Source organism: Neoalteromonas arenosi (assembly GCF_030362855.1).
Classification (GTDB): Bacteria; Pseudomonadota; Gammaproteobacteria; order Enterobacterales; family Alteromonadaceae; genus Alteromonas_E; species Alteromonas_E arenosi.
Map to the genome: position 1 here is coordinate 327,392 of NZ_JAUCBP010000001.1, position 16,838 is coordinate 344,229.

Genomic DNA, 16,838 nt, shown 5'->3' on the forward strand with positions numbered 1-16,838 from the left:
TTGGACACTTTTACTGCCCCTACTGATATTGATTAACCTGTCCAAAATGGTGCTCAAGGTTGCTGGTTATGACCGCGCGCGCCTTGCAAGATTTGGAGTGTTTCGGAACAGTTTGCAGACAACCGACCTGCTTTGGCACTGCGTCTCTGTTGGCGAAGTCGCGGCCGTTACGCCTCTAATTAAACAACTTAAACAACAGCATCCAACACTGACAATCACCTTGACCACGACTACCCCCACCGGTGCAGCGCAAGCCCAAGCGAGCCTGAATGGTTTAATCCAGCACTGTTATTTGCCTTATGACCACACGTGGCTAATGGCGAAACTGCTCAAACGGATAAAACCTCATTTGTTACTCATTACCGAAGTTGAGATTTGGCCTAGCTTGTTACACCAATGCGCTAAGCGCAGTATTCCTAGTATTGTAGTTAATGCCCGCATGACGCAGCGTTCTGCACGTCGTTATGTAAAGCTGGGTCACCTGTTTAAACAAACAATTGGCTTAATCGATGTGATCAGCGCTCAGGGGCAAGATGATTGGGAGGCGTATAAAATGCTCGGAGCAACTGAACAACAGCTGCAGAACAGCGGTAATATAAAGTTCGATATTGTCGCTAATCACACGAGCAACGAAAAAATACAGAACTTAGCTCTGCATTGTCGGCAACGGTCTGCAAAGATCGTAATCGCTGGTAGTACCCACGATCCAGAAGAACAAATGATCATTAGTGCGCATCAACGTTTGCGCCAAAAGCACCGGCAGCTAATTACTTGCATTGTACCGCGTCATCCGCAGCGATTTGATGAGGTTAATGACAAGCTCACTAGGAGTGGAGTCCCATTTCAACGCTTGTCTGAAATGACCGAGCTTAGCGCGCAAACTCAAATAATTTTGATTGATGCCATGGGACTTATGCAAGCGTTGTTTGCAATTGCAGATGTTGCGTTCGTCGGTGGTAGCTTTGCTGAACGTGGCGGACACAACGCTCTTGAGCCTGCCTTGTATCAAGTGCCAATCGTTATGGGCCCCAGCCAGTTTAATAACCCTCAAATAACCACAAAATTAGCCGCTGCTGGTGCACTAAAAACGGCTGATGATGAATCAATGCTTATTAATTTCATCGATGTATGGTTAGAGGATAAGAATTTGCGCGAGAAAGACGGCGCAAAAGGTTTACAAGTTATTGAGCAAAACCGCGGTGCGCTTACCAACAACCTGAAACTAATTGAGCGCTACATTGCAAATTGATGAGCATCGCCCAATAGTTGCTCAATTTGTTGCACCACCATTTTGACTTCAATTAGGGCCATCAAGTCATCACCCTTAGCGCGTTTACCCCAACTCAACGCTTGCCATTTTTTACCGGTTTGTTGCTCTATAACAATATCGTACACCGAGACAACATTATCGAGATTGTTATAAGGGCCGGTGCGCCGTGGATTACTGTGAGCATATAGACCAATGACTGGGGTACCCACAGTAGTCGCCATATGCGCGGGCCCAGTATCTGGGGCAATCACTAGCTCAGCTCGCTGAATGAATGCCAAAAGTTGTTTTAATGACGTTTTACCGACCAAGTTATGCACCGGGTGCTTTGCCTGAGCTACGATTTCGTCAGCGAGTCGGGTGTCCAAAGGCGAAGGTGCGCCGCAGACATATACCTTCAACCCACGCTCATGAAGATGATCGGCTACTTGAGCATAACGCGACGTTTGCCAACACCGCTCGGCTTTAGACGCCGCAGGGCAAATCACCGCGTATGAACCGCTCCCGTCATGGAGCTGCTCGGCAGCAGTAAGATCAGCCTCGCTCATCGGCATCTGCCATTTCGGTTGTGCCGGCGTAGCAACGCCTATCGCATTGGCAAACCCCATAAAGCCTTCGAGCACATGAGCGTGCTGCTGCTCTGCAATTTGGCAATTTGTGAACAGCCCGTGCAATTCTTTGCTGCGCTTTTTATCAAAGCCTATTTTGACTTTAGCGTTGATAACCGTTGATGCCCAATTGGCTCGGAAGGCAACTTGCATCATAAATAGCGCATCGAAAACTGTGTCAGCAAAACGCTGTTTTAAATCAACGCGAGCCTGTTTACCTTGTTTCTTATCAAACACAACAAATTCGATGTCAGGCAAATCTTTGAGTAGTTGATACTCGATTTTGCCGATCACCCAGGTGATTTGAATATCTGGCCGCGCAGCCTGAATAGCCTGCACCATAGCCACAGCGTGACACACATCCCCAATTGCAGAAAGACGCATAACGCACAAACGAGCGTCTGATTTGAGCGTGATTGGTGCTTGTTGTTTGAGAAATGACAGCAAAGTATCTGACTTTAGTTCACACGAATGGCGCTAATTTGATTACAATTAGCGTTAATTCTCAAGTTTTATCAGGCTTTCCGCTTTTTTTGCGTATGTTAGAACACCGCCGAGACACAAACAGTGACCTGTTTATTGCTAGTGCCCAATGCGCTGAGCTTGATTTGCCCACCATTACCACACAATGGTTTAGGGCAGATCCCACTATGACCAACTTAACGTTATCAGGCTCTGCTCAAGGACGCGGCACAACGCACTTCCTGCGATATGGCGAGCATGTCGAACTCGTCTTGCGACACTACAAACGCGGCGGTTTGATCGGTAAAATTTTAGACGACCAATTTTGGTTTCGAGGGCTTAAACAAACACGGCCATACCGAGAATTGGCGTTACTCGAACAGATGCATCAGTGGCGATTACCTTGCCCGCAACCGATAGCAGGACGGGTACATCGGAGCGGTTTCGTGTGGCGGGGTGATCTACTCACTGTACGAATTCCAGATGCGCTCGATACCCACAACGTATTAATTGAAAGGCCGCTGTCGGAGTTCGAATGGCGTCACATTGGGGCGACCATAAAGCGTTTTCATCAACGTCAGGTGTACCACCACGACCTGAATATTCACAATGTAATGTTAGATGCTGAAGGCCAAGCGTGGCTTATTGATTTTGACAAATGTGCAATACGCTCAGGTGATGAATGGAAAGCCCAGAATCTCGCGCGTTTGAAACGTTCGCTGAATAAAGAGTTAGCCCGCTGTGCGACTTATCACTTTAGTGAAGAGAACTGGCCGCTGCTACTTGAGGGTTATAATCACTGAGTATCTTTGATGATCTCAATAATTTCAGTGGTGGAAACCGACGGTGTGCGTGGCAAATAGCGCACTTCACATATATCACTAAAGTGGTCAAACTTACCGGCCCAATCATCACCCATAACTAGAATATCGGCATTAGCGTCTTTGATATACTGAGCTTTTTGTTCAAGCGAGTGCTCAACAAAGACTTCATCGACAAACCGCATTGAGGCAATAATTTCGATGCGATTATTGAGATTATAGATAGGTAGTCGACCTTTTTTCGCCAAATTGAGCTCATCAGATGAAACGCCAACAATTAAGTGATCGCCTAGTGCCCGTGCCTGTTTGAGGATCCGAATATGGCCAATATGACAGACATCGAATGTACCGAAGGTAATTACACGAGTCATTGAGTGGCTAGCTCCTCTAGCAGGTTAATCTTTATGCTTGCGCAGATGCAGCTCTAACAATTTGGCTTCTTTCAAAAAAGCATAATGAGCATTAAGTGCCGCGAGAATCAGACCGCGACGCCCAAAGAAAATCATGCGTTGTAGAAATAACTTACGCACAAATTCTATCGGACCGATTAGGATTAACTTGAATAGCGAGGCGCTTTTGCCTTTCGCGTATTTCTGCTCAGCTTTGAGCGAAGAATAAGTATTGAGCTTATCCATCAGCACCGATATTTGGTCATAGCCATAGTGATCAAATGCCGCTTCGACACATAAGGTTGTGCCATCGCACTTAGCTGTTTCATGTACTTTTTGGTTCACATCAAAAGCGGCTTTAGAGCGACGGTAAAAACGCACGTTATTGGGCTTTTTGATCGTCGCCGGTGGCATTTTGCCAATAAACAAATCATTGCGATTAAAGCGCACAGCATCGCAGTCGTTGGCAGCTATCGCTTGCTTGATGGCAGTTAACATCGGCTCGGTAACTACTTCATCAGCATCTAAATTCAATACCCATTCTTGCGAGCACTGTTCAAGTGCGAACTGCTTTTGACCTGCGTAACCCAGCCATGGCTGGTGAATAACAGTTGCCCCAAAGTCTGTGGCTATTTTCGGCGTATCATCGGAACTGCCCGAATCGACCACAATAATTTCAGCAAACGCAGATAAACTCGCCATTAAACGTGGTAAATGCTGAGATTCATCTTGCGCAACAATAAAAACGCTCACCGGCAGTTTAGGGTTTTCTGGTGCCATAGGCCGTTTACCGTTACTCAGTTATGGCGTATCGCAAATGCAGATATAGGTTGTAATCTGTCTCATTGTCGCGCTGATCGAGATTGAATTCGCGCTGCGCAATATTGCCACCTATCTTGATTTGCCAGTCGCGCCATGCGGTCTGGTAGTAACCACTAACATACCATAATTCTTCTTCTACGCTATCCGTCAATAGCGGTGACGGTGCTTCACCATCGGGGTTAAGCTCAATTTTACTGAGCTGCCAGCCAATTAAATCTCGGCTGGTAGGGTGATAGTAACCACCAAACGTAATATGTTTAGCATCGCTGTCAAAGGTGCTGCCGATGGCTCGGTCATAGTAACGGTAACCATCTGGATAGATGCTCGACTCGTAGTAACAATTTTTTCGGTCACTGCCGTCGTTGCCGCATGCTACGTTAGTGTCGCTGGTTTCTAAATACAACTTAGCACCCTGCCAATAAGTTGAAAAACCGTATAAGTATGCGTTGTCGGTTACGCGGTAGGTATCGATTGCATCTTCGCCCACGCGCTGGGCATAAAGCGACATAGGCGTATCAGCCAGCATAAAGCTGTACTTCAAATCAAAACCGGCAATGTGGTTACCTTGTTTGGTAAAAAGGGCTGAATCACAACTAGACGAGCCGTCTGCGCAAATATTTTGAAACGTAATGACATCGATAAAATCACTAAACCCGTTTGGCTGACCTTCCCCACCCCACATTGCTGACCATGCAGCGCCAAGCTCCAATCCCTTCACTGGGCTAAAAGTTAAACGCGTACGCCAAAGCCTCGTGTCTGGAATGGCTCGTTCGCTTTCAAGCTGACCCAGTTGCGCGGTAAAATACCATGAACCCAACCAACTCAACCATTTTGACTTTGACGCTTCAGTCGTCGCTCGGGAAATGCCCACTGAAGGCACCGGACGAGCATTATCGGTCAATATCAAGCTGGTCGCATGCGCAGGCCCCCACCACTGATCCATGGCGCTTACGGCAAGTGTCCAATCGGCAACTTGCACAGCAACATAGCTCTGATCAAGGTTGCGCTCGCCACCAGGTTCCAAATTAACAGACAACTGTGCTGACCAACGACCACTGGTAACCTCAGTCGTATTGGTTAAAAGCGCAGACGGCCGCTGCTCGCCGTTAAACGCGGTGAATCGCGAAGGATCACTGGCACCATATAGCTCTAAATAGCTATCCACACTTTGTAATTGTTCTTGACGTAAATAGTGACGCAGGCGCAGCACGGCAAGGCGCACATGTTCTGGATATTGGCTCTCATCGAGTTGTTTTAATTGATTAGCAATGCCTTTCCACGGCACAGGGTAGGTGTTAACCACCGAGTCCAGCGCGCGGTATTCTGTGAGCGTAACCAGATCATTGTGCAGCTGAGGATCTAGCGTCCCAATCCATGGCGTCGCCGCCGCTTGCAAGCTCGCAACGGTCAGGATGCTTCCAATCAATATTTTACGCAATTGCTAACCTTTGTATTACCAATCCAATTGGCGCAGATACTAGCTGAACTTGGCATTGATATATAGGCAATTCAGCGAATAAATTGCATCAAATTTCGATTCAATGTTATGTTTTGGCTGTTTTTAATGGAACAAACGACAATATATGCATACTCGAGCGATTTACCCTGGAACCTTCGATCCCATCACAAACGGTCATGCGGATTTGATTGAACGCGCAGCGCAAATGTTTGCGAGTGTGTTAGTTGGGATTGCGTCCAATCCCAGTAAAAAGCCGCTATTCACGCTCGAAGAGCGCGTCGACATGATCAAACAAATCACAGCGCATTTAGATAACGTAGAAGTTATTGGTTTTACAGGGCTGTTAGCCGATTTCGCTGATACACAAAACGCCACGGTGTTGATCCGAGGTCTGCGTGCGGTATCAGACTTTGAGTACGAGTTTCAACTTGCCAATATGAATCGTCGTCTCAATCCAAAGCTTGAGAGTGTCTTTTTAACTCCTGCCGAGGAAAACTCATTCATTTCTTCTACCTTGGTTAAAGAGGTGGCATTGCACCGGGGCAATGTCAGCGAGTTTTGTCATCCCGTTGTGCAACAGGCACTAAAGGACCGCCTGCACAAATAAATCTCCTTAGCGCTGACAGCTCGGACAATAAAACGTATTGCGTTGCCCGATGGTAACGCTTTTTATTGTCGTGCCACACGCTTCACAGTCATCACCCGCCCGGCCATACACGCGTAAATGTTGTTTGAAGTAGCCGGGGTTACCATCGGCCTGAGTGAAGTCCTTTAGCGTAGTGCCTCCCTGAGCGATTGCAGCAGCGAGGACACTGCGAATATGACCTGTCAGCACTTCATAGCGCTTTTTACTGATTTTACCCGCAGCGCGACGCGGATCGATACCACTTAAAAACAATGCTTCGTTGGCGTAGATATTGCCAACTCCAACAACCACTTGATTAGTCATTATAAAGGTCTTAACGGCCACATTCTTACCTCGTGATAATTTGTACAAACGCTCATCATCAAAGGCGTCAGTCAGTGGCTCAGGGCCAAGATTCGCTAACAATGCTAGCGGAGGTTCATCAGGGGCTTGCCATAAACACGCGCCAAAACGGCGCGGATCGTTCAAACGCAAACACTTGCCACTGGCGAGTACCACATCAATATGATCGTGTTTGACCGTAGGTAGATCCTGGTCAACAACGCGTAAGCGACCTGACATCCCTAAATGCAAAACAATACTACCGACGTCGGTATTTAGAAAAAGATACTTCGCACGTCGGGTGACCGACTGGATCTGATGACCAACCGCTCGTTGCACATCATCAGGTACCGGCCAACGCAAGCGCTTGTCGCGCACAACGACAGCGGTAATCGATTGTGATTCTAAATGTGGTGCGACACCCAAACGGCTAACTTCGACTTCCGGTAATTCGGGCATAATGACTCTCGTGGAACTAAAATAATAATTGTTTCAATACGATATCTTCTAATCGATAGGTGTTAGCGCCAATTTCTACATAGCCGACATTGGGCGTTTGCCAAAACGTAAGCTGCACGGCATCTGGATTGCCCGCTAGCCACACTTGGGCTGAATATTGCGTTAACGGGTCAGTAGGTAATTGCGCTAGCGTTAAACGCGCCGAATGCCACGCTTGGATCACTTCTTGCGCATCCACGCCTTGAATGGCTGGATTAATCACTCGCCAATCCGTTCCAATGCGTTCCAATCGCGCATCCTCGAGTTGCACCTTCAATACCAAATCGTTTTCTTCGATAAGACGCAATCGCGAATCCGCTTCTGGGCGTGGCAACCACGTATCAATATTAAACAGCATGATCATCGCAAGCATGGCGAAAATAAGGATGTTGTTAAATGCACGTGCAGATAATTTCACTGGGGAAAACTCGGTTGCAAAATACCCTGCCAAGCATAACGAATCGACCGCGGTAATCAAACGCAAAAAACCCGGCGACGGCCGGGTTTTCAAAAGGAGACAAAAAGTAACGAATTACTTAATTTTGGCTTCCTTAAACATCACGTGTTGACGGATTTTTGGATCAAATTTTTTGATTTCCATTTTGCCCGGCATGTTACGCTTGTTTTTGTCTGTGGTGTAGTAGAAACCAGTGCCAGCAGTTGATACTAATTTGATTTTATCACGCATGGTTTAGGCTCCTTAAACTTTTTCGCCACGAGCACGGATATCTGCTAATACAGTATCGATGCCTTTCTTATCAATAATACGCATGCCTTTTGGCGTTAGGCGTAATTTAACGAAACGGTTTTCACTTTCAACCCAAAAACGGTGGGTTTGAAGATTTGGCAAAAAGCGACGACGAGTCGCGTTGCGCGCGTGCGAACGATTGTTACCAACCGCAGGACGCTTTCCAGTCACTTGACATACTTTTGACATTTTTGTCTCCAGAACAACGTTTACTATGTTGCTACTCTTGGTTGCTTCTAACTTTGCTGCTCTTCTCGAGCACGTTACAAGCAGGAGTAACTAACCATCAATTAAGAGGGCGCATGTTATACAGCAAACTAAGGCCATGATCAACCTAATTTATTGAAGATCTGTTGCAGATCGCTCGATCGCCTGTTTGATCCCATAGGCGGTCTCAGTCAATTTCTTGCGTTTAGTGGTTGCGCGAATTGTTGCGTTTTTATCACGCATTTCTTGAGTGACATACCCGCGCGCGTGATCAAGGTGCAAACAAATTGCTGAATAGCGGATTTGTTTGGACTTAATCCCACGATTGAACAAGCGTTCACCAAGCTCGCGATCTTCACCGCCATATTGCATTCGCTCGTCAAAACCATTGGCCGCGAAAATATCCGAACGCCAACCTGAAACATTGTGCCCATTCCACGTTGCCTTGGTCGGTGTCAATGCGTTTAGCAGTTTCTCTTTCATTCCTGAGGCGGTGAGCTTCATGGTTTTATGCGTTTTTTCCAAACCGTGCTCAACTAACCAGTCGAGTTCAAATGCTTGTCCTGATTCAATGTTTTCGCGATTGACCGCTTTGCTGGTTTCCATCGGCAATTTGAAATAGCCTCCAGATAGGAAATAACCAGGCTCTCGTCGCTCCATGTGCACGGCAAGAAAGTCTTTGCGCAGCACACAATCACCATCGGTGAATAATATGTATTCTCCCTCACTAGCGATTAGTGCTTTATTTAATATACGGGTTTTTTGAAAGCCGTCGTCGGGTTGCCAAACATGTTTAATCGTACGACCACTCGCCGCTTCAAATTGCTCAATTGCAGCCTTTGTGTCTGGTCCCGAGCCGTCATCAGCAATAACGATTTCAAAATCCTGAAACGTTTGATAATGCAAGCTCCACAGTGTTTTCAGCATCCATTCCGGTGAGTTGTAGGTTGAGAAAATCACAGACAACTGCATGAAATTACCTCTTATTAGCCGCGATTAGAGCGGCGATTTTATGCTTTGTATGATAGCGGTTTTGCCAGAAAAAATGCCACATATTGCGCAGCTTTTGCCATTGACTGCGTTGCGCGCGATTACGTGATGACTGTGCATCAATAACACTCACTTGGTCGCTACGGGGCACTGCAGCATAGGGTACTAAGCCGAACACATCGAGTTGTTTTTCCCACCAGTATTGTAAATCAACATCAATAGGACGGTGAAAACATTGGGTATTCGCCAACAGTTTTTTCGCCCCTTGCAAACTCACAGCTTGAGCGCATGTGCGAGCGGGCAATTTGTTGTAAATGACCCGCTCATATCTCGGCATTTTTTCTGCGTATACGACCCGTCGCTTGCGCTTGTGTTCTGCTAGTTTCACATAATCCCAATCCGCCGGGAATTGACTAACTGCCTGAATAACCTCGGGGAAGTTCGCTTTAAGCTCAACATCATCTTCGACAATAACAGCAAAATCTAACTGATTTTCAACGATATACTGCCAAGCCTTTCGATGACTCAGATAGCAAGCTATCTCGCCTCGGGTCAACTTTTTATAATAGGCGTCAAGATGCTCACCGTCATAAACTTCACCAACTTGTACTTCGGACAGCTGTTGACCGTCTACGGCGTCAATGCGCTCAAATGGAATGGCCAGTGCCTCCAACTGCTGATTCATCAGCGCCATTCGCTCTGGTGAACGCGCTAAGTTAATCACCAAACACGTGTGATTACTCATGTATTGTTGCTTCCATTTCCCATGATTGTTTAGCTATTGCTCTAAATTCCTACCGCGAAACCAACTTACCCAATCGTCATATTAGGCCGCGTTGGGCAAATGATACCGTATTTGTGTGAGCGACAACAAAGTGATCCAGCACTTCTACATCAATTAATTGTAGTGCCTCAGTAATGCGCTCGGTAATTCGGATATCTGCTTGGCTAGGTTCCGCTACACCAGAAGGATGGTTGTGCACCAATATAACCGCAGCAGCGTTGTCGTTAATTACTTGGCGGACAATCTCGCGAGGATAAACTGCAGCTGCATTAATGGTACCAAAGAACATCGGCCGAAACGCAATTAGATGGTGCTGACTACTGAGCATAATAAGCGCAAATACCTCTTGCTGATAACCACGCATCTGTAACGCCAAGTATTTTTCAACATCGTCGACACGGCCAAACACATTGCACAGCTTAAGCTGTGTCTTGAGAAATCGAGTCGCAAGTTCTAGAGCCGCTTGCAATACTGCATACTTAGCCTCTCCAATCCCACTGACTGGCTAAATTCAACTAAATCAGCCAATAATAAGTTAGCCAATCCTTTGTGCTTGGCAATCGCGAGACGGGCAATTTCAAGCGCCGAATATCCGGGTAAACCTGAACCTATTAGCACTGCCAATACTTCAGCATCTGTTAAAGAGGCCCCCCCGTGACTGACGATTTTTTCACGTGGTCGTTCAGCAATTGGCCAATCAGTGATTTTCATCTGTAACATCCCTTGTTACTATTTATTGCATAACCTTAACCCTAAACGGTGTTGTAAGGCATCGCCTAAAAGGTCAGTACACATTTCATGCAATTGAATAATCACAATATTCTACTGGGAGTAACCGGCGGAATTGCAGCCTATAAAGCGCCTGATCTAGTCCGTAAGCTAACAGCTAAAGGCGCTAATGTACGTGTTGTTTTGACCAGCTCAGCAATGGAATTTGTGAGCCCGCTAGCGCTCCAGGCAGTATCCGGTAATCCCGTTCATCACGATCTCTTGGACCCGGCCGCAGAAGCAGCAATGGGTCATATCGAGCTTGCCAAATGGGCCGATACCTTATTAATTGCACCTGCAACGGCAAATTGCTTAGCCAAACTTGCCCATGGATTAGCCGACGACCTGTTGTCGACATTGTATTTAGCCACAACGGCTCAAATTGTGATTGCCCCAGCGATGAATCAGCAGATGTGGGCGGCCCCAGCGACAACTAACAATTTAGCGATTTTAACCAAGCGCAATACCGTGTTTATTGGCCCCGACAGTGGCGAGCAAGCCTGTGGTGATGTAGGCGCTGGTCGCATGACAGAGCCGGAAGCAATCGCTGATGCACTTGCGCAATTAATCGTACCACCAACATTACCTGCGTTAGCCGATAAACATATTGTCATTACCGCCGGCCCAACCCGTGAAGCACTGGATCCAGTGCGTTATCTGACCAATCACAGCAGTGGCAAAATGGGTTATGCCATTGCCGCAGCCGCCGCCAAAGCGGGAGCAAAAGTCACGCTTATAAGCGGACCAACAGTATTGCCAGTCCCTCAGGGGATATCTGTGCACAAAGTTGAAAGCGCAGCGCAGATGCATCAGTGCGTCATGGCTGAGATGCCGACCTGCGATATTTTTATCGCGACTGCTGCGGTTGCAGATTATCGCTGTGCCCAAGTGGCCGAGCAAAAGATCAAAAAGAATTCGGATGAGTTAACACTTACTTTTGTTAAAAACCCTGATATTCTTAAAGACGTAGCGACATTAGCGGAAGCCCCTTTTACCCTGGGTTTTGCTGCGGAGACGCAAGATATTGAGCATTATGCACGCCAAAAAATGGCCAACAAAAAATTGGACATGATCGCTGCAAATGACGTATCAAATGCCGATATAGGATTTAACAGTGACCAGAATGCTTTGTTAGTACTCTGGCAAGACGGTCAAGAAGCGTTGCCAATCGCCAGCAAAGACAAGCTTGCTGAGCAGTTAGTTACGTTACTAGCCAAACGATTCGAAGAAAAACAAAAATAGCACGGAACCAGGTAATGCCAGCGACCAAAAAACCCAATCGACGCGCGCAAATTCTTCAATGCTTAGCAGGAATGTTGGAAACCAACCCCGGCCAACGGATCACAACCGCGAAACTCGCAGAGCAGGTAGGAGTGTCTGAAGCTGCGTTGTACCGCCACTTTCCTAGCAAAGCAAGAATGTTCGAAGGTTTGATTGAGTTTATCGAAGAAACTTTGTTTTCGCGTATTAACAAGATTGTGGCTGAAGAAAAAGACGCCACTGCGCGTTGCCAGATGATTTTGCATTTGTTGTTGGGTTTCGCAGAGAAGAATCCGGGTATCACACGTATTTTAAACGGTGATGCATTGCTCGGCGAACAAGAGCGCTTGCGGGCGCGCATCGCCAAGTTGTACGAGCGTCTAGAGACCCAATTTAAACAAGTATTACGCGAAAGAAAGTTGCGTGAAGGCAAAGAGTTACCAGCCGACGAAGGGATCATTGCTAACTTACTAGTGTGCTATGCGGATGGTCGCATCAACCTATTTATCCGTAGTGAATTCACCCGCAAGCCCACCGAAGATTTTGCAGCGCAGTGGGTATTTATCCGTAACCGCTTCTTTTAAATACACGGGCGACGATTAGGTTGCCTGTTCGCTTGACTCCAACAGAAATCACATTAGGCTTAAGAATAGAAGTTCTCGAATAGGAGCGGACCATGCCGCGCGCGCCCATGTACGATCTTGATGATGTAATGCATCAAGCCATAGACGTCTTTTTAGAACACGGTTTTCACGGCGCTGTGATGGACGAAATAATTGCCCGCACTGACTTTAATCGGCGCGGTTTTTATTTAGAGTTTGGTAGCAAACAGGCGTTTTTGTATCGAGTCCTAGAGTATTATCAAAACACTCAATTACACGATGTGCTTAGTGCACTCGAGCAACACCAAGGCATTCAAGCCATTCATAAATTCTTCGAGCGCTATTTAGATTTAGTCCAAGGCCGTGGCTGTTTATTGGTTAATTGTATAACCGAGCTGGGCCATGACGACGAGAAGATCCGCGACATTGGCAGACACTATATCGATCGCTTACAAATTGATTTTATTGCCAGCTTAGAGCGCGCCGTGAGTGCTCACGAGCTTTCAAAAGACACGCCCATTGAAGCTGTCGCATTACAGCTTACCAGTTACGTGCAAGGCTTCGCTGTTAATGCAATTTTAGTTCAAGACAACCAAGAGTTGCGCATTGCCACACAGACCCTATTGGGTAGCGTTAGCCGTTATTAGTTGGCATAAAATCATTACAATTTGGTTTTGTAATCCACTTCTGAACGTAGCATAACGCCTATTAAGTCGTTAAAATCCACGGCGTTGTTATGTAGGAAATTATATGAGTCAGTCAAAACCGCTTTTTCGTATTCAATTTGTCAGTAATGGCGAGCGCTATGAGCTCTATGTACGTGAGTTAAGCCAAGCGAGCTTATTTGGCTTTGTTGAGATTGGTGACTTTGTGTGGGATGCGCACACGAGTTTAGTAGTAGACCCTAGCCACGAAAAACTCAAAGACGAGTTTTCTGATGTCACCCATACTTATATTCCCATGCATAATGTTTTGCGTATTGACGAAGTTAAAAAGCAGGGTACTGCTAAGATCACCGCGTTGTCAGATAAGGTGACAGCATTACCAACACCCATTTATACGCCCAAAAAATAACCCACAGGACTATCGCCCATGAAACCATTTCGGCTGTATCGCTTTTGCACAATTGCCGTATTGTGCCTGTTACTACCCATGAATGCTTGGGCGACCAATGCCAGCGAACGATTAACACAATTGGTTGACGAAATTTGGCAATACGAATTACAAAGCTTCCCACGCTTGGCCCGTCGTCAGGGGATTACTGATTACGACGATCGCCTAACTGATATTTCGGCTGATGCACTGGCCCTGCGCAACAAGCAGTTCCAGACTTATCTAGCAGCGCTGGATAACATCGATCACGCACAATTAAACCAAAGTGAGATCACAACGTTACTCATGCAGCAATATCGCATTCAGAACTATGTTGATCAGTACCGTTACAAGCAGCATTTTGTGCCGATCACCTCTGAATATGGTTTTCATAGCAGCTTAGCTCAAATCCCCGGACAAGCGCGCTTGAATAACGCGATAGATGTGGAAAATTACCTTAAGCGTTTAGCACTGGTTGGCCCAACAATTGAGCAAAACATTGCATGGATGAAGGAAGGGTTAAAGGTTGGTATGACTCAGCCCAAAGTGGTGCTAGCCGGCTTTGAGGAATCGATTGAGCCATTAATAGCAAAAGAGCCACATAACAGCCTTTTTTACCAGCCAATAGCGAACCTAAGTGAAAACAATTTCAGCGTCGCTGATATCGATAAATGGCAAACCGCTGCCTTACTATTAGTGGCTGAGCAGATTAATCCTGCCTATCAGGCGTTCTACGACTTTTTAGTCGAAGATTACATCCCCAATGCACGTGATGATATTGCCGCCGTTAATTGGCCGAACGGCGAAGACTTTTATCAAAACCGTATTCGCTACTACACCACAACAGATTTAACTGCTGCCGAAATCCATCAGATTGGTTTAAACGAGGTTGCCCGGATCCGTGCGGAAATGCAGGAAATTGTCGATGCGTTGGAGTTTGAGGGCGACATTAACGAATTCATTCAATTCTTGCGTACCGACCCGCAGTTTTACGCTAAAAGTGCTGACGAACTATTAATTTATGCCTCCTATATTTCGAAAAAAATGGATGCCAAACTACCGCAACTGTTTAAAAAATTGCCTCGCACCCCCTATGGTGTAGCGCCAGTTCCCGATAGCATCGCTCCCAAATACACCACCGGCCGCTATATTTCGCCATCACGGGATGATCAGCCTGGCTATTATTGGGTGAATACCTACGCGTTGGACAAGCGCCCGTTATACGCGATTCCGGCACTGACGTTACACGAAGCTGTACCTGGCCATCACCTTCAAATTTCGCTAGCTAATGAGATGGAAGGGTTACCACCAGTGCGTCGACAGACCTATATATCGGCGTTTGGTGAAGGTTGGGGCTTGTACTCTGAGTTCTTAGGTGTAGAAGTTGGTATTTACGCTGACCCTTATGATGATTTTGGACGTTTAAGTTATGAAATGTGGCGGGCGTGTCGACTAGTGGTTGACACCGGCATGCACACCATGGGCTGGTCACGCGATCGTGCACTTGCGTATATGTTAGAAAACACCGCATTGTCAGAGCATAACGTAAAAACCGAAATTGACCGTTATATCTCATGGCCTGCACAAGCGTTGTCGTATAAAATTGGCGAAATAAAAATTAAACAACTGCGCGCTGAAGCTGAATCACGACTAGGCGAAAACTTTGATTTGCGTGATTTTCACGATGCTCTGCTGGCTCAGGGCTCAGTGCCGTTGTATATTCTGGAGCAAAATATTGAGTATTTTATCCAGAGCAATCTGTCCAAATAAAAAGTGAGTGAGTAGTATGGTTTCTGCCGGCATTATTGCCATTATGTTTATCGTGTTGATTTATTTTGTAGTGCGAGGACAGGGACTACAGCGCGATGTGAAATTGGCAAACAACGCCACTAAGAATCAAGCGCGTCGGTTAAAGTCAGCACAACAGCAAGTAGCATTTATGGCGCACGAGTTACAGCGAATTTTCTTATCGCGTTTGGAATCGCTTAATAAGCGCGGCTTGCTGAGTCAAGACGATTATCAAATTGCCTATTTCATATTAAATCGCTTCGAGTTTGTTTTAATGAACTGTACAGAGCACGGTAGTACTGTCGAAGAAGCCGTTAATCGTGCGCTTATGCATCAATCAGTAACCATTGAACAAGTGAATGAATTTATTAAAAAGCAACCCAGTGAAGTGCGCGTAGCGTGGTGCCAAAATACTCAAGATGGTTTTATTGCCGCTTGTCGTGGGATCAGCACGGGCTCACTAAACAGCAAGGCCGCAGACAGCGAAGCCGCTGCCGTTGCAGAAGGCTAATCTATTCATAGCAATACCGTTGCAGAAGTAACCTTTGCTATTCCTCTTGAGCCGTGCTGATTGATTGCCACTTGTTATCGCGATGGCGATTTAGCCACATACTAAATGGCCATAAGGTAGCGTAAACGTAAGGTGAGTAGGGCATCAACCTTTCAGGTAGCGCCAGGGCAAAAATCAGTGCCAGTGAGCAAACAGCAGCATTTACTCCCCAATGTAACTGGTAAGTTTTGGTTTCAAATCTTTCCCTATCCGTTAACTCAATCTCATCGGCACAGTCAAGTGCATGTTGAAATAAGCCCATAAAGTTTACGCTGAGCAAAATAAAACCAATCGCATAAAAGGCGAATACAAAGCGCAGCTCCCAATACTCTCTGATTTGCAATTCAAACGGAAAATAGCCACCGCTAATAGACATAAACAGGCCTTGCATCATCAATCGCAGGGGATAAATGTACACCAGCACAATACACACCAATAATCCACTGAGCACGATGGTACGATTATCTTCCAGACCGTACTGGCGTGACCAAGTGGCATGACTGTGCCAGACCCAAAATATTAGGGCGCAGCTGGCGACAAAGCTGGGTATATTTTTAACCGCGATGACAAAGTCATCGATGTTGTTGGGGATTTCATCAAGACTTATTACCAGCATGGTAATGGCAAATGCAAAAGAGGCTGCAACAAAGGTTTCGATCCGCGTCATAGCCTCGCCACGTAGGCGGATAGGCGGTTGTTTTGCAGTTTGAGTCATAGCGTGGTTCCCTGTTCGGCTATGCCTTGTAGCATGACACA

At 46.4% G+C, this 16,838-nt stretch carries 20 protein-coding genes and 1 pseudogene; 9 read left to right on the forward strand and 12 right to left on the reverse strand.

Annotated elements, in window-relative coordinates; genetic code table 11:
• Positions 1 to 46 precede the first annotated feature (46 nt).
• Positions 47 to 1,249 (forward strand): 3-deoxy-D-manno-octulosonic acid transferase, encoded by a 1,203-nt coding sequence (locus tag QTP81_RS01460; RefSeq protein ID WP_289363378.1) that lies wholly within the window; start codon positions 47 to 49, stop codon positions 1,247 to 1,249.
• Here QTP81_RS01460 and QTP81_RS01465 read toward each other — a convergent pair.
• Entirely contained in the window at positions 1,234 to 2,259 is a 1,026-nt protein-coding gene (locus QTP81_RS01465) for a glycosyltransferase family 9 protein (protein ID WP_289363190.1), read from the reverse strand. The two genes, QTP81_RS01460 and QTP81_RS01465, sit on opposite strands and share 16 nt — an antisense overlap.
• 155 nt (positions 2,260 to 2,414) lie before the next feature.
• Between QTP81_RS01465 and QTP81_RS01470 the strand changes: the two genes are divergently transcribed.
• On the forward strand, positions 2,415 to 3,140 hold the full coding sequence (locus tag QTP81_RS01470) for a 3-deoxy-D-manno-octulosonic acid kinase (RefSeq protein ID WP_289363379.1): 726 nt from the start codon (positions 2,415 to 2,417) through the stop codon (positions 3,138 to 3,140).
• Here QTP81_RS01470 and QTP81_RS01475 read toward each other — a convergent pair.
• From QTP81_RS01475 to QTP81_RS01485, 3 genes are read right to left on the reverse strand one after another with little or no spacing between them, the layout of a single operon-like run.
• Positions 3,134 to 3,529, reverse strand: coding sequence for an FAD synthase family protein (locus QTP81_RS01475; protein WP_289363191.1), 396 nt, complete (start codon positions 3,527 to 3,529; stop codon positions 3,134 to 3,136). The genes QTP81_RS01470 and QTP81_RS01475 overlap by 7 nt on opposite strands.
• 24 nt (positions 3,530 to 3,553) lie before the next feature.
• Complete coding sequence (locus QTP81_RS01480; protein ID WP_289363193.1) at positions 3,554 to 4,327, reverse strand: glycosyltransferase family 2 protein; 774 nt, start codon at positions 4,325 to 4,327, stop codon at positions 3,554 to 3,556.
• A gap of 13 nt (positions 4,328 to 4,340) precedes the next feature.
• Positions 4,341 to 5,807 carry a capsule assembly Wzi family protein gene (locus tag QTP81_RS01485; protein WP_289363194.1) on the reverse strand — a complete coding sequence of 489 codons (1,467 nt, stop codon included), beginning with the start codon at positions 5,805 to 5,807 and terminating at the stop codon, positions 4,341 to 4,343.
• Between the two features lie 145 nt (positions 5,808 to 5,952).
• On the opposite strand from QTP81_RS01485, the gene coaD reads away from it, so the two are divergent.
• The gene (coaD, locus tag QTP81_RS01490) at positions 5,953 to 6,435 is read left to right on the forward strand and encodes a pantetheine-phosphate adenylyltransferase (protein WP_289363195.1); all 483 of its coding nucleotides are present in this window, start codon (positions 5,953 to 5,955) and stop codon (positions 6,433 to 6,435) included.
• Between the two features lie 6 nt (positions 6,436 to 6,441).
• Here coaD and mutM read toward each other — a convergent pair whose 3' ends face one another.
• The 7 genes and pseudogenes from mutM to radC all read right to left on the reverse strand — a co-directional run bounded on the left by mutM (position 6,442) and on the right by radC (position 10,733).
• Positions 6,442 to 7,254, reverse strand: a complete 813-nt coding sequence (mutM, locus tag QTP81_RS01495) for a bifunctional DNA-formamidopyrimidine glycosylase/DNA-(apurinic or apyrimidinic site) lyase (RefSeq protein WP_289363198.1) — start codon at positions 7,252 to 7,254, stop codon at positions 6,442 to 6,444.
• 16 nt (positions 7,255 to 7,270) lie between these two features.
• The gene (locus QTP81_RS01500; protein ID WP_289363200.1) at positions 7,271 to 7,711 is read right to left on the reverse strand and encodes a hypothetical protein; all 441 of its coding nucleotides are present in this window, start codon (positions 7,709 to 7,711) and stop codon (positions 7,271 to 7,273) included.
• A gap of 114 nt (positions 7,712 to 7,825) precedes the next feature.
• Positions 7,826 to 7,981, reverse strand: coding sequence for a 50S ribosomal protein L33 (rpmG, locus tag QTP81_RS01505; protein ID WP_010179093.1), 156 nt, complete (start codon positions 7,979 to 7,981; stop codon positions 7,826 to 7,828).
• 12 nt (positions 7,982 to 7,993) lie between these two features.
• On the reverse strand, positions 7,994 to 8,230 hold the full coding sequence (gene rpmB, locus QTP81_RS01510; RefSeq protein ID WP_100657584.1) for a 50S ribosomal protein L28: 237 nt from the start codon (positions 8,228 to 8,230) through the stop codon (positions 7,994 to 7,996).
• A 150-nt stretch (positions 8,231 to 8,380) separates the two neighbouring features.
• Positions 8,381 to 9,220 (reverse strand): glycosyltransferase family 2 protein, encoded by an 840-nt coding sequence (locus tag QTP81_RS01515; RefSeq protein WP_289363207.1) that lies wholly within the window; start codon positions 9,218 to 9,220, stop codon positions 8,381 to 8,383.
• A gap of 4 nt (positions 9,221 to 9,224) precedes the next feature.
• Positions 9,225 to 9,983 (reverse strand): glycosyltransferase family 25 protein, encoded by a 759-nt coding sequence (locus QTP81_RS01520; RefSeq protein ID WP_289363209.1) that lies wholly within the window; start codon positions 9,981 to 9,983, stop codon positions 9,225 to 9,227.
• A gap of 76 nt (positions 9,984 to 10,059) precedes the next feature.
• A pseudogene (radC, locus tag QTP81_RS01525) lies at positions 10,060 to 10,733 on the reverse strand (RadC family protein).
• An 87-nt stretch (positions 10,734 to 10,820) separates the two neighbouring features.
• Here radC and coaBC point away from each other — a divergent pair.
• The 6 genes from coaBC (at position 10,821) to QTP81_RS01555 (ending at position 16,043) form a co-directional block, all read left to right on the forward strand.
• Positions 10,821 to 12,032: a bifunctional phosphopantothenoylcysteine decarboxylase/phosphopantothenate--cysteine ligase CoaBC gene (coaBC, locus tag QTP81_RS01530; RefSeq protein WP_289363211.1), complete on the forward strand. Its 1,212-nt coding sequence runs from the start codon at positions 10,821 to 10,823 to the stop codon at positions 12,030 to 12,032.
• A 14-nt stretch (positions 12,033 to 12,046) separates the two neighbouring features.
• Positions 12,047 to 12,634 (forward strand): nucleoid occlusion factor SlmA, encoded by a 588-nt coding sequence (slmA, locus tag QTP81_RS01535; RefSeq protein WP_289363213.1) that lies wholly within the window; start codon positions 12,047 to 12,049, stop codon positions 12,632 to 12,634.
• 92 nt (positions 12,635 to 12,726) lie between these two features.
• Complete coding sequence (locus QTP81_RS01540) at positions 12,727 to 13,299, forward strand: TetR/AcrR family transcriptional regulator (RefSeq protein WP_289363214.1); 573 nt, start codon at positions 12,727 to 12,729, stop codon at positions 13,297 to 13,299.
• Between the two features lie 103 nt (positions 13,300 to 13,402).
• Entirely contained in the window at positions 13,403 to 13,726 is a 324-nt protein-coding gene (locus tag QTP81_RS01545; protein WP_289363215.1) for a DUF1820 family protein, read from the forward strand.
• An 18-nt stretch (positions 13,727 to 13,744) separates the two neighbouring features.
• Positions 13,745 to 15,514 (forward strand): DUF885 domain-containing protein, encoded by a 1,770-nt coding sequence (locus QTP81_RS01550; RefSeq protein ID WP_434532958.1) that lies wholly within the window; start codon positions 13,745 to 13,747, stop codon positions 15,512 to 15,514.
• A 7-nt stretch (positions 15,515 to 15,521) separates the two neighbouring features.
• A complete protein-coding gene (locus tag QTP81_RS01555) occupies positions 15,522 to 16,043 on the forward strand; it encodes a hypothetical protein (protein WP_289363216.1) in 522 nt (173 codons plus the stop codon).
• Between the two features lie 37 nt (positions 16,044 to 16,080).
• Here the strand turns inward: QTP81_RS01555 and QTP81_RS01560 are convergent, their stop codons facing one another.
• A complete protein-coding gene (locus tag QTP81_RS01560; RefSeq protein ID WP_289363217.1) occupies positions 16,081 to 16,797 on the reverse strand; it encodes a TMEM175 family protein in 717 nt (238 codons plus the stop codon).
• Positions 16,798 to 16,838 lie beyond the last annotated feature (41 nt).